Below are 13,058 nucleotides of genomic sequence, written 5' to 3'. Positions count from 1 at the left end.
AGCGCTCAGTAAAGCGCTTTTTCGTCGCGCACGGTCTCGCGTAGCAACTCCAGAAACAGCTTGTCGGCATCGCTGTGTTGCGCTGGAATCTTGACGTTGGTCGATGCGCTGATGCGTTCGGCAATCTGGGCGTCGGCATTGTCGGAATCGATCAGTTCGCGGGTGATAGCCAGGCACTCGGGAATGATTTCGGGCTCGGCCAGTACTTTCTTGATAAACACGCGCAGCTCTTCAATGATGCGGTCGCGGTTACGGATATCGCTGGCAGGTGAGGTCATGGTCACTCCTTCTTATTCGTGACAGGGTTCAAACGTCTATGCGGTAACTATAAATCACAATTGGAACCTGCCCTAGACATTCGTCGTAATGGCTAATTCATAGTTGATTCGTCCGGTCGGGAATGTAAGAATGGCGTTCCTTTTCTGTTTAGGCAGTAACGTGCGGTTACCACCGGCGTTACGAGAAGTGAGCCATACCGGGCTTATTTCCACCGACTCAGTGCTGGTTAACGTACCGTACCCGCACACGCCCTGAACGTTTGTTGCCGATCCCTTCGGCGACACACTTAGCCCGGTAACTGTCGCTATACGTGTTCGTTAGCTGACATCAATAATGGCGCTGAGTGGTGAAACGTTCGTGTCTCAGACACAAAATCTGACCGATTCGCAGCCTGGTTGCGATAGATTTGAGGGTGTTACAGTGGAACTACTTTCCGGCGCTGAAATGGTTGTGCGCTCCCTGAAAGACGAAGGTGTCGAGTACATCTACGGCTACCCGGGAGGCGCGTTGCTTCATATCTACGACGCCATCTTCCAGCAGGACGACGTCAAACACATTCTGGTTCGACACGAGCAGGCGGCGACCCATATGGCCGATGCCTATGCGCGCGCCAGCGGCAAGCCGGGCGTGGTGCTGGTTACCTCCGGCCCCGGTGCCACCAACGCCGTCACCGGCATCGCCACCGCCTACATGGACTCCATTCCGATGGTGGTGATCAGCGGCCAGGTCATGAGCCACCTGATCGGTGAGGACGCCTTCCAGGAGTGCGATATGGTGGGGATCACACGCCCGATCGTGAAGCATAACCTCAGCATCAAACACCCCTCGGAAATACCGTCGGCGATGAAAAAGGCGTTTTATATCGCCTCCAGCGGCCGTCCTGGCCCGGTGGTGGTGGATATTCCCAAGGATATGACCACGCCCACAGACCGCTTCGAGTATGAATATCCGAAATCGGTCAAGCTGCGTTCCTATAACCCGGTATCCCGCGGGCACAGTGGCCAGATCAAAAAAGCGGTTGACCTGCTGATGAGTGCCAAGCGCCCGGTGATTCTGGCCGGTGGCGGGGTTATTGCGGCGAATGCCTCCGAGCAGCTGACCGAATTGGCCAAATTGCTGAACTATCCGGTGATCAACACCCTGATGGGCCTCGGTGCTTACCCCGGTACCGACGAGCAGTTCCTGGGTATGCCCGGTATGCACGGTGCGGTGGAAGCCAATATGGCGATGCACCACTCCGACCTGATTCTGAATCTGGGTTCGCGCCTGGATGACCGCATCACCAACGCCACGGAAAAATTCTGCCCGACGGCCAAGCTGATTCATGTGGATATCGATCCTTCGTCGATCTCCAAGACGGTTGCCGCGGATGTGCCGATCGTCGGGCCGCTGGACTCGGTCCTTAACGAGCTGCTGAAGCTGGTCAAGGCCAGCAACATCACGCCGGATAAGGAAGCCCACGGCAACTGGTGGAAGCAGATCGACGAATGGCGTGCCCGCCACGGTGGCCGCTACCGCACCGATGATTCCGAGCTGATGAAGCCGCAGCAGGTGATCGAGATCCTGTGTAAGGTCACCAAGGGCGACGCCTACGTCTGTTCCGACGTGGGCCAGCACCAGATGTTTGCGGCCCAGTACTACAAGTTCAACAAGCCGCGTCGCTGGATTAACTCCGGTGGTCTCGGCACCATGGGCTTCGGTCTGCCCGCGGCGATGGGGATCAAGCTCAATTACCCGGATGAAGAGGTGGTGTGCGTCACCGGTGAAGGCAGTATCCAGATGAATATTCAGGAGCTATCGACCTGTGCTCAGTATGACCTGCCGCTGAAGGTTATTCTGCTCAATAACCAGTCCCTCGGTATGGTTCGCCAGTGGCAGGATCTCAACTACGAGAGCCGTCACTCGCAGTCGTACATGCAGTCGCTGCCCGACTTTACCAAGCTGGTGGAGTCCTACGGCCACGTCGGCATGGAAGTCACCAAGTTTGACGAGCTGGAAAGCACGCTGGAGAAAGCCTTCGCCATGAAGGACAAGCTGGTATTTATCAACATCCACGTGGATCCCTTTGAGCATGTCTACCCGATGCAGGTGCCTAAAGCGGCCATGCGTGATATGTGGCTGAGCAAAACGGAGCGAACCTAAGATGCGGCACATCATTTCTGTACTGCTGGAAAACGAAGCCGGCGCCCTGTCCCGGGTGGTGGGCCTGTTCTCTCAGCGTAACTTCAACATCGAATCGCTGACCGTGGCGCCCACCGAGGACCCCACGCTGTCACGCCTGACCCTGACCACCGTCGGTAACGATCGGGTGATCGAGCAGATCACCAAACACCTCAACAAGCTGATCGAGGTGGTTAAGCTGGTGGATCTGACCGAAGGCGATCACATCGAGCGTGAGCTGATGCTGATCAAAGTGAAAGCGGTGGGCGCGCAGCGCGCCGAAGTGATGCGTAGCGTGGAGATCTTCCGCGGTCAGGTGATCGACGTCACCAGTACGGTGTATACCGTCCAGCTGGCCGGTGAAAGCGACAAGCTGGACGCCTTTATCAAGGTTATCGATCCCGCCAACGTGCTGGAAGTGGTGCGTACCGGGGTGTCCGGTATTGCCCGTGGCGAGAAGACGCTGGCGCTGTAATCACTGTTCGATGCGCTATGAAAAACCGCGGCTATGCCGCGGTTTTTTTATGGCGCTGCATGCTTAGGGTGCGGAGGCCGGAGTCGGCGCGAAACGGTCTTTAGTTCAGGGCCGGCCAGTATGGATTTTAAGCTATTTATCTGCGCTGATTGAAAGCCTCTCTTCCGCCCACCCGGGCGGCCCTATTCTTTGGCAAACGTTCCAAAGAACAGGGGAAGAAAGAACTACTTGTGCCTTATGTTCCCCTGGTTCCGCCGCCCTACGGGTCCACTGCGCGCGGCAACGGTGATTCGGGCGGATCGGACGGCACATACCTGTGCCGCAATCCGGCTCGGCATCCATGCCTCGCCCCCTTCGGGGCCTATTTCGAATCCCCGCCACCGTGCTCGTCGGCTCCAAAGGGGCTAAGTCGCAGCCGGATTACCGCATTCTTACTCGAGCCCGAAAAGCAGCTAACGGCACCCGGAGTGCGGCTGGCACCCCCGGCCCTCCGAAAGACGACGAGCACTGGGCGCTCTTGAGGGTTCCGGCCCGCAGGGGCAAGGCCCGGATGGCCGCCGCCGCAACAGCATGGCCAGGGACGGCCATTCTGTTGTGCCCCTCAAGGGCGTTCAGCGCGCAGGTCCCGTAGGGCGGCTTTTGCGGGCGAGTGCTTTCTTGCCTACTTCTTTATCACGACTGATAAAGAAGTAGGTCGCCGGGAGGCGAAACAAGGAATATCAAACCACTATGAAAACGAGCTTTGAAGCACCGACTTGCCGCAGCTAAGTATGTCCGCTCCGCGCCGACTGGCGTCATGAAGAACGCTCAAGGGGGTGGCTATTGGCTCCCCATCAACAGCGCGCGATTAGACGCCGCGTACTGTTTCAGGTGCTCCCACACCACCCCGACCCGGGCCAGTTTTTTCTGCTCTGGCTGCACCGCCATCCAGAAGGTGCGCAGTATGCTGGTTTCCTCGCTGAGGATCGGCACCAGCTCGGGGGCTTCGCGGGCCAGAAAACAGGGCAGAATAGCGACCCCCAGACTCTCCAGAGTGGCGGCCTGCTGAGTGATGACGCTGGTGCTGCGGAAGGTGGGGCGCGAGCCCGGCAGCAGTCGCTCCAGATACGACAGTTGGTCACTGAAGATCAGATCGTCGATGTAGCCGATCAGCGGGTGCTGTTGCAGATCTTCGAGTCGCCGGATCGGTGGTGCCCGATCAAGATAGCGGCGGCTGGCGTAGAGTTGCAGGCGGTAGTCGCACAGTTTGGTGATGATCAGCGAGCTATGACTCGGCTTTTCAATGGTGATGGCGATATCCACTTCGTGGCGTGACCATTTGACGAATCGTTGCAGCGGCAGCAGGTCAATGGCGATCTTGGGTTGGCGCTGGCAGAAACGCGCCAGTTCCGGGGCAATGAACGCGTTGCCGAACGCTTCGGTTACCCCGAGGCGCACTAGTCCCTCGACTTCCAGGTTTTTGCCCTGGAGCTGATCGATGGCGCCTTGGGCTCCCTGGTCCATCGCTTGCGCGGTCTGCAGCAGCAGGCGACCATGTTCGGTGAGGGCGTGGCCCTCGACGCTGCGGTCGAACAGCTGGGTGGCAAGGTTGTCTTCCAAACGGTGCAGGCGGCGCGATACCGTGGAGGGATCGATCCCCAGCAGCTTGGCCGCGTGCGACAGCTTTTCGGTGCGCGCCACCTCCAGAAACACCTTCAGGTCGTCCCAGTTAACGCTCATTGCTCGGCTCTCGATACTGGCTTGCAAATTTGCAAGCTGTTGTTGCTATTGTGCGCATTGTTACAAGACTGCCGTCTGTTTATGCTCGTCGTCAATAGCATCAACGAGTGCGAACCGCGACGGTGTTGATTGAATGCCGGTTGCAACAACAATAACTATGCATGGAGGTTGCCATGAGTGTCCCTAAGATTCCGATGATCATTAACGGTGAACCGGTTCAGTCCCAGAGCGGAAACTGGATTGACGTACTGAATCCCGCCACCCAGGAAGTGGTCGCTCAGGTACCTTTTGCCACCCTCGACGAAGTGGATCAGGCGGTGGCGGTTGCCAAGCGCGCCTTTGAAAGCTGGCGCAAGGTGTCGCTGGCCAAGCGTCAAGCCATCATGATGAAGTTCCGTCAGCTGGTGATCGATAATACCGCCGAACTGGCCGAACTGATCAGCCGCGAGCACGGTAAAACCCTGCCGGACGCCGAAGGCGAAGTGGGGCGGGGTCTGGAAGCGATTGAAAACGCCTGTGGCATTACCCGCTTGCAGTTGGGTGATATCGCCGACAATGTGGCCGGCGACGTCAACGTCTATACCCTGCGTAAGCCGTTGGGTGTGGGTGTCGGTATCACCGCCTTCAACTTCCCCATCATGTTGCCCTGTTTCATGTTCCCGATCGCCATCGCGGCGGGTAATACCTTCGTACTCAAACCCTCCGAGCAGGATCCGTCCTCGACCATGCGCCTGGTCGAGCTGGCGCACGAAGCGGGTGTGCCTGCCGGTGTTCTGAACGTGGTTCATGGTGGACCTGACGTGGCCAACCGTTTGGCCGACCACCCCGATACCAAGGCCCTGTCCTTCATTGGCTCGACTCATGTCGGTACCTCGCTTTACCGTCGTGCCTCTGAAGCGGGCAAGCGCGCCCAATGCATGATGGGGGCCAAGAACCACGCGGTGATCATGCCGGATGCGAATAAAGAGCAGGCGATCAACCATATGATCGGTTCCTGCTTCGGCGCGGCCGGTCAGCGCTGTATGGCCAACTCGGTGGTGATTCTGGTTGGCGAGGCGCGTAACTGGCTGCCGGAAATCGTCGAACGTTCGAAGTCGATGATCATTGACGAGGGCAGCAATCGGGCGGCAGATTTGGGCCCCTTGGTGTCGCCGGCGGCCAAGGCGCGGGTCGAGGGGCTGATTCAGTCCGGTGTCGATCAGGGTGCGACGCTTCTTTTGGATGGCCGCGGTGTGACTGTAGACGGTTACCCCAACGGCAACTTCGTAGGTCCCAGCATCTTCACCAACGTCACCACCGACATGGAGATTTACTCACAGGAGATCTTCGGCCCGGTGATGTGCGTGATGGAAGCGGAAACCCTGGCTGACGCGGTCGAGATAATCAACGCCAACGCCAACGGTAATGGCACCGCCATCTTTACCAGCTCCGGGTACCATGCGCGCTGGTACGAGAACAACGTTAACGTCGGCCAGATTGGTATCAACATCCCGATTGCGGTGCCGGTGGCGTACTTCTCCTTCACCGGTTCGCGCGCCTCCAAGCTGGGTGACCTAGGCCCTAATGGCCAGGAAGCGCTGCAGTTCTGGACCCAGACCACCACCGTGTCGGCGCGCTGGTTCGAGCCGGACGAGCAGTCTGATGGCGTGAATACTACGATCACCATGAAATAAGGGTTTGGAGTGATAAAAAATGCCGCGACACTGTCGCGGCATTTTTGGTTGGGGTGGGTTTCTCTGAGTGTGCTTCCGGTTCCGCCACACTGGGCTAGTCTCAACCCATGACCACCAACCCTGCAACACACACACTGCCTGAGCTGGAAGTGCTGATCGAGGTACCCAAGGGCAGCTTTCTCAAGCGTGGCTCCAACGGCCATATCGATTTTGTCTCGCCCTTTCCCTGCCCTTTTAATTACGGTTGCGTGCCGGATTATATCGGTGGCGAGGGCGATCTGCTGGATGCGGTGGTGCTGGGGCCGCGCTTGCCGTTGTGGAGCCGCGTTAGGATTCCCGCTCGCGGCGCGGTGGGGCTGTCCGAACGCTTTATGTACGATGACAAACTGATCTGCAGTGTGACCCCGCTGACAATCTGGCAGCGCCGTCGGGTACTGCTGTTCTTCCACGTCTATGCGCGCTGCAAGGACCTGCTCAACCTCTGGCGAGGGCGGCCGGGCCGGGCCCGCTGTGAGGGGTGGGGGAGCGCCGAAGACGCATTGCGGCGTGCTCGTCGGGTGCCGGCTGACTGGCAGGGGCCGACGGTACCTTTCTAACCGAACCACCCAGTCACTGACGCCGGTCATTTTATTTCTACGACTTTCGGTTAAGCTGCGACGCCGTTGGCCGATACTGGCCTGAACTCGTTAGTCGCGGCCACGCCAGCGTCGCAGTTCTAGAAAATCCCAGGGAGTACGCCGTGACCGGTGAAATTGTTTTTGTTTTTGCGCTTTTGGCTATCACCGTTCTGCTGTTCATTATCGACAAGATCCGGATGGATCTGGTGGCGATGATGGTGGTGGTCGCGCTGGCGGTGTCGGGCGTGGTATCGCCCAATGAGGCGGTGGCCGGGTTCGGTCAATCACTGGTGGTGATGATTGCAGCGCTGTTCGTGGTGGGCGAGGGGTTGTTTCGAACCGGTGTCGCCGCGGCCGCGGGTAACTGGCTGCTGCGCGTTGGTGGCGGCAGCGAGGTGCGGCTGTTGCTGTTCCTGATACCGGTGGTGGCTGGGTTGTCCGCCTTTATGAGCTCGACCGGTGCGGTGGCGCTGTTTATCCCTGTAGTGCTGAGTATGGCGCGCAAGTCCGGCATGAATCCGGCGCGACTGTTGATGCCGCTGGCGTTTGCATCGCTGATAGGCGGTATGCTGACGCTGATCGGCACGCCGCCCAATATCGTGGTTAGCAGTCAGATGGATGCTGCCGGCCTGACGCCGTTCGGTTTCTTTGATTTCACCCCCATAGGGCTGGCGATTCTGGTTGTCGGTTCGCTCTACCTGGTGTTTGTGGCGCGGCATCTGTTGCCTGCCGGCGAGGTGCGCAACCCGGATAACCCCCATCCGCATCTGGCCGAGTTTGCCGAACGTTACGGCATCAAAGACAACCTGCATCGTTTGCTGGTGCGTTCTGAATCGGACCTGGTCGGCAAGACCGCATCGGCAGCAGGGCTGCGCACCCGCTATGAAGTTACCCTGTTCGGTATTCGTCGCCGTGGTCGTCTGGTCTCCAGTCTGATGCCGGTGCTGGCCGAAACCCAGATGCAGGCCGGCGATACGCTGCTGGTATACGGTTCCCCCGATGATATTGAACACCTGTGTCTGGAACAGCACCTGGAGTCGATGGGCTTCCCCGCCGGTGAGATGGATCTGGTGCGGCGCGAGTTCGGTGTGGCCGAGGTGCTGTTGCGGCGTGGCTCGTCGTTGATTGGTGCGACCTTGAAAGAGGCGCGTTTTCGCGAACGTTTCGGCCTCAGCGTGATCGGTGTGCGCCGGGATAACCGGTCGCAGCAGGCAGAATTTGGCACCACCAAGCTCGCCTTTGGTGACACCCTGCTGTTGGCGGGTGGTTGGCACCTGCTGGAAGCGCTGAAAAACAAACGTGACTTTGTGGTGCTGGAAACGCCGGCGGAGATGAGTGAAGTGCCGGCACATGCGCAGAAAGCGCCGCTGGCGCTGGCGATCATGCTGGGGATGTTGCTGCTGATGGTGAGTGGCGTGACCTCGAGCCTGACGGCGGTGCTGTTGGCGGCGTTGGCGATGATTGTCAGCGGTTGTGTAACCATGCCGGAAGCTTACCGCTCGCTCAACGCCACCAGTCTGGTACTGATCGCCGGGATGCTGCCGCTGGCGGCGGCGATGGAGAAAAGCGGAGCTCTGGGGTTGATCGTTGATCAACTGGTGACCGGGCTTGGTGACAAGGGGCCGCTGATGCTCTGCGCCGGACTGTTTGTGCTGACTTCGGTGTTCAGTCAGTTTATCTCCAACACCGCAACAACGGTCTTGGTGGCGCCAATCGGTATCGCTGCGGCGCAACAGGTCGGGGTCAACCCGGAACCGATACTGATGACCATTGCGCTGGCCGCATCCACCGCATTTGCCACCCCGATCGCGTCACCGGTCAATACGCTGGTGCTGGCGCCCGGCAACTACCGCTTCATGGATTTCGTTAAGATCGGGGTGCCGTTGCAGCTATTGGCGATGGTGTTGATTCTGTGGTTAACGCCGATGTTGTTCCCGTTCTGACGGGGCGTTGAGATGAGCTGTGGTTGGCTTCTGCCAATGCGCGGCGGCCGGGGCTGATGCTTGGTTGGCTGCTTGCGAAGGTACTGCTGCAAGGCTGGTAACGGCGCGTTATACCGCGCTCAGCGCTGGTTATCCGGTAGCTGCTGCCACAGCGCCTTGACCAGCGGGTTGCGCAGGTTTTTCTGCTGCGCCACCAGGCCAACTTGATAGGGCGCGAGCGCCGGACTGACTTTAAGGGTCTCGACGTTGTTCGCCAACGGGCTGTTCTCCAGCACGATCTGCGGTACCACGCCGACGCCGAACCCCAGACTGACCATGCTGACGATCGCCTCGTTACCAGCCACTTGTGCGTAGATGCGTGGCTTGACGCCACGCTGGCTAAACCAGGCATTGACCCGTTTTCTCGACAACCCCTCCTCCGACACGATCATCGGTACCTGCTCCCAGTGCCCCGCCGTTACCAGCTCGCGCACTGGCTGTTCGCCCGGCAGCGTGTGACGCGGTGCGATAAATAGCAGCGGCGACAGGGCGATGGTCTTGAATGCCAGGCCGCTCGGCAGGCTATCGGGATGGGCGGCGATGGCGAGATCTTCGGTGCCGGCCTGGATACGGCTGAGTGCCGGTTCCGGGTCGCCGGTATGCAGCTTGATCTCAATGCGCGGGAAATCGCGGCGAAAGCGGCTGAGGATGTCATAGAGAAAACTGTAGCTGGCGGTCACCGAGCAGTAGAGGCTGATCTCTCCCTGCAATACACCGCTCTGTTCCATCAGGCTGGCGCGCAGCTGCTCCCATTGGCTGACGGCGTCGCGGGCGTAGCGTTGGAAGCGCTCACCCTCGGCGGTCAGGGTGACACTTCGGTTGTCGCGAATAAACAGTTCAACCCCCAGCTCCTGTTCCAACTGTTTGATGGCGCGGCTCAGCGTGGAGGGGCTGACGTGGCAGAGCTCGCTGGCGCGGCCAAAGTGGAGGCTGTCGGCGAGACTGAGAAACTGTTTGAGCGGGCGAATATCCATGTTGGTTATTATATTGCAGTATTTGCAATGCTTCATTGCATATATATCATTTTACGCAACAAGAGGGATCGCTTATGGTGTCGCCATCGAGCCCCGAGGCTCGCCCGAAACCAGATCTTTAATCATTACGTCAGGACTGAATCATGCAAGTTTATTACGATAAGGATTGTGACCTTTCCATCATCCAAGGCAAGAAAGTTGCCATCATCGGTTACGGCTCCCAGGGCCACGCCCACGCCTGCAACCTGAAAGATTCCGGCGTTGATGTCACCGTTGGCCTTCGCAGCAACTCGTCCTCTGTGGCCAAAGCGGAAGCGCACGGTCTGAAAGTGGCACTGGTTGCCGAAGCCGTTGCAGCCGCCGACGTGGTGATGATCCTGACTCCGGACGAGTTCCAGGGCAAGCTGTACAACGAAGAGATCGAACCCAACATCAAGCAGGGCGCCACCCTGGCATTCGCCCACGGCTTCTCCATCCTCTACAACCAGGTTGAGCCGCGCAAAGATCTGGACGTGATCATGATCGCGCCCAAGGCGCCGGGCCACACCGTGCGTAACGAGTTCGTTAACGGCGGCGGTATCCCTGACCTGATCGCGATCCATCAGGACGTTTCCGGCAACGCCAAGAACGTTGCTTTGTCTTACGCTTGCGGCGTCGGCGGTGGTCGTTCCGGCATCATCGAAACCACCTTCAAGGACGAGACCGAAACCGACCTGTTCGGCGAGCAGGCAGTGCTGTGCGGTGGGTGTGTTGACCTGGTCAAGATGGGCTTCGAAACTCTGGTTGAAGCAGGTTACGCACCGGAAATGGCCTACTTCGAGTGTCTGCACGAGCTCAAGCTGATAGTTGACCTGATGTACGAAGGCGGCATCGCCAACATGAACTACTCCATCTCCAACAACGCCGAGTACGGTGAGTACGTCACCGGCCCCGAGGTGATCAACGAGCAGTCTCGTGAAGCGATGCGCAACGCACTCAAGCGCATCCAGAGCGGTGAATACGCCAAGATGTTCATCGCTGAAGGTCAGGCCAACTACCCTTCCATGACCGCGCGTCGTCGCAACAACGCAGCCCACCCGATCGAGCAGACTGGCGAAAAACTGCGTGGCATGATGCCTTGGATTGCTGCCAACAAGATCATCGACAAGTCCAAAAACTAAGCGGACTTTTGATCGAACTAAAACGCGGCTTCGGCCGCGTTTTTTTATGCTAAGTTGGCGTGATTGGCTGCAGGGGAGGGCGGTAGTGAACGAGATTGATCAGTGGTTGCGGCGAGGGCTGGCCGCCCATCAGCAGGGGCGCGCGGATGAGGCCAGCCGTTGCTACGCTGAGGTGCTGACGCGTAAGCCCCGCCATCCCGATGCTCTCCACCTCAGTGGAGTATTGGCGCTGCAGCGCGGCGATCTGAAACAAGCCGAAAAACTGATTCAACGCGCGATCAAAGCCAATCCGAACGTGGCGGACTTTCACAGTAACCTGGGTGAGGTACTGCGTCAGGGTGGCCAGCCGGCGGCGGCGCGCCGGGCACTGCTTCAGGCCCTCAAACTGCAACCGAAGCATCCCTTGTGCCTCAACAATCTGGGTTTGGTCGCCGGCCAGTTAAACCAGCCAGATGAGGCCGAGAGCTGTTTTCGCAAGGCGTTGCGCCTGCGCGCCGATTATTTCGAGGCGCAGCTGAATCTGGGCCAACTGCTGGCTCGGCAGGGGCGGAACCGGGACGCGCTGGAGCCGTTCCGGCAGGCGGCGGCGCTGCGCCCGGATTTCTGGCCGCTGCGCCAGAGCTGGGGTAACGCTTTGCGCCAGATGCAGCGCTATCAAGAGGCGCTGGAGCAGTTTGATATCGCTCTTCAGCTGAGCCCCAACGCTCCTGCTCTGTTAGTCAACCGGGGCGAGTGTCTGCTGCGGCTGGGGCAGTTGGACGCCGCCGCGGAGGTGCTACAGCAAGCGCTGGCACGGGATGCCGGGCTGGCTGCCGCCCATAACACCCTCGGTGTCGTAAGGATGGAGCAGGGGGATCAGGCGGCTGCCAGAGCGGCGGTTGAACGGGCGCTTGAACTCGAGCCGGGGCTGGTGACGGCGCGGCTGAATCTGGCCCAGCTGCTGCGCGAACAGCGTTTGATAGACGATGCGCTGCGACACTACGACCAGGCCCTGCAGCAGGCGCCCGAGCTGCCGGAGGCGCATTTCGGCCGAGCGATGGCGTTGCTGTTGACCGGGCGCTGGCAAGAGGGTTGGGCAGCGTATGAATGGCGTTTTGCCAGCTCGTTTCAACCTGAGTTGCCTACTTTGCCAACACCTAAGTGGACCGGTCATGGGAGCGGACGAACACTGGTCCTGAGCGAGCAGGGCTTGGGCGATAATCTGCTTGGCTGGCGCTGGTTGTCGCAGGCCGCGGAACAGTGTGGCGAGCTCTTGCTGCAGGTGCCGCCGCCGCTGGCAACGCTGGCACGGCAACTCGCCGGCGTTGCCTGTGTGGTGACTACCGATCAACCGCTGCCGGATCACGACTACCACTGCGGCTTGCTGTCGCTGCCGCACCTGTTAAACAGCGCACCGGATCGGGAGCTCCCGCAGGCTTACCTGTCAATCGAGGACAACGCCAATACGCCTTGGCGCCAACGTTTAACCGCCGCTGCCGATGGCCAGCTGAAGGTTGGCCTTTGCTGGGCAGGGAGTGCGCTTAACCCGAAAAACCGTCAGCGCCGGTTGGGGTTGGAGCCGCTGTTGCCGCTGCTGGTCGAGCCGGGTGTTTGCTGGGTGAGCTTGCAGAAAGAGGTCGCTCCAGATGATGGGGAGTTGCTGCAACAGAGCGGCGTTCAGGTGCTGGACTGGATGGCCGAGTGTGATGATTTTGCCGCCACCGCGGCGCTGGTTGGCGCGCTGGATCTGGTTATCAGTTTGGACAGTGCGGTGGCGCATCTGGCCGGGGCGATGGGTAAGCCCTGCTGGACTCTGGTGCCCTATTATCATGATTGGCGCTGGCAGCTGAATGGCGACGAGGCGCTGTGGTACCCGCACATGCGGCTGTTTCGCCAGCCTGCCGGCGACGGTGACTGGACCTCCGTGGTAGCGCAGCTGGATGACGCGTTGAGGAAGGTGGTCGCCACGGGATTGATCCATGGCAAGGATTAAGGATGTTCAGTCGGGGGCGACTGGGGTATGTTAGCGCGGTGAGAATA

The 13,058-nt window shown here is 59.5% G+C and carries 10 protein-coding genes; 7 read left to right on the top strand and 3 right to left on the bottom strand.

Annotation, left to right across the window (positions count from 1 at the left end; genetic code table 11):
• Positions 1 to 5: 5 nt before the first annotated feature.
• Complete coding sequence (locus JJQ76_RS05950; protein ID WP_210395803.1) at positions 6 to 278, bottom strand: hypothetical protein; 273 nt, start codon at positions 276 to 278, stop codon at positions 6 to 8.
• A 421-nt stretch (positions 279 to 699) separates the two neighbouring features.
• Between JJQ76_RS05950 and JJQ76_RS05945 the strand changes: the two genes are divergently transcribed.
• Together JJQ76_RS05945 and ilvN are read left to right on the top strand one after the other, a co-directional pair.
• Positions 700 to 2,421 (top strand): acetolactate synthase 3 large subunit, encoded by a 1,722-nt coding sequence (locus tag JJQ76_RS05945; RefSeq protein ID WP_210395802.1) that lies wholly within the window; start codon positions 700 to 702, stop codon positions 2,419 to 2,421.
• 1 nt (position 2,422) lies between these two features.
• On the top strand, positions 2,423 to 2,914 hold the full coding sequence (gene ilvN, locus JJQ76_RS05940; protein WP_210395801.1) for an acetolactate synthase small subunit: 492 nt from the start codon (positions 2,423 to 2,425) through the stop codon (positions 2,912 to 2,914).
• Between the two features lie 819 nt (positions 2,915 to 3,733).
• On the opposite strand, the gene JJQ76_RS05935 is transcribed toward ilvN, so the two are convergent.
• Complete coding sequence (locus tag JJQ76_RS05935; protein WP_210395800.1) at positions 3,734 to 4,633, bottom strand: LysR family transcriptional regulator; 900 nt, start codon at positions 4,631 to 4,633, stop codon at positions 3,734 to 3,736.
• Between the two features lie 173 nt (positions 4,634 to 4,806).
• On the opposite strand from JJQ76_RS05935, the gene JJQ76_RS05930 reads away from it, so the two are divergent.
• From JJQ76_RS05930 to JJQ76_RS05920, 3 genes are all read left to right on the top strand, one after another.
• Positions 4,807 to 6,306, top strand: a complete 1,500-nt coding sequence (locus JJQ76_RS05930) for a CoA-acylating methylmalonate-semialdehyde dehydrogenase (RefSeq protein WP_210395799.1) — start codon at positions 4,807 to 4,809, stop codon at positions 6,304 to 6,306.
• Between the two features lie 107 nt (positions 6,307 to 6,413).
• Positions 6,414 to 6,902, top strand: coding sequence for an inorganic diphosphatase (locus tag JJQ76_RS05925; protein WP_210395798.1), 489 nt, complete (start codon positions 6,414 to 6,416; stop codon positions 6,900 to 6,902).
• 143 nt (positions 6,903 to 7,045) lie between these two features.
• Positions 7,046 to 8,866 (top strand): SLC13 family permease, encoded by a 1,821-nt coding sequence (locus JJQ76_RS05920; RefSeq protein WP_210395797.1) that lies wholly within the window; start codon positions 7,046 to 7,048, stop codon positions 8,864 to 8,866.
• A gap of 119 nt (positions 8,867 to 8,985) precedes the next feature.
• Here the strand turns inward: JJQ76_RS05920 and ilvY are convergent, their stop codons facing one another.
• Positions 8,986 to 9,879 (bottom strand): HTH-type transcriptional activator IlvY, encoded by an 894-nt coding sequence (ilvY, locus tag JJQ76_RS05915; protein ID WP_210395796.1) that lies wholly within the window; start codon positions 9,877 to 9,879, stop codon positions 8,986 to 8,988.
• Between the two features lie 143 nt (positions 9,880 to 10,022).
• Between ilvY and ilvC the strand changes: the two genes are divergently transcribed.
• Positions 10,023 to 11,039, top strand: a complete 1,017-nt coding sequence (gene ilvC, locus JJQ76_RS05910) for a ketol-acid reductoisomerase (RefSeq protein WP_210395795.1) — start codon at positions 10,023 to 10,025, stop codon at positions 11,037 to 11,039.
• Between the two features lie 85 nt (positions 11,040 to 11,124).
• Entirely contained in the window at positions 11,125 to 13,011 is a 1,887-nt protein-coding gene (locus tag JJQ76_RS05905) for a tetratricopeptide repeat protein (protein WP_210395794.1), read from the top strand.
• Positions 13,012 to 13,058: the final 47 nt, after the last annotated feature.

The organism is Motiliproteus sediminis (genome assembly GCF_017912535.1).
Lineage (GTDB): Bacteria > Pseudomonadota > Gammaproteobacteria > Pseudomonadales > Balneatricaceae > Motiliproteus > Motiliproteus sediminis.
The sequence above is the reverse complement of the archived record's forward strand: the minus strand, read 5'-3'. Positions and strand labels throughout refer to the sequence as shown.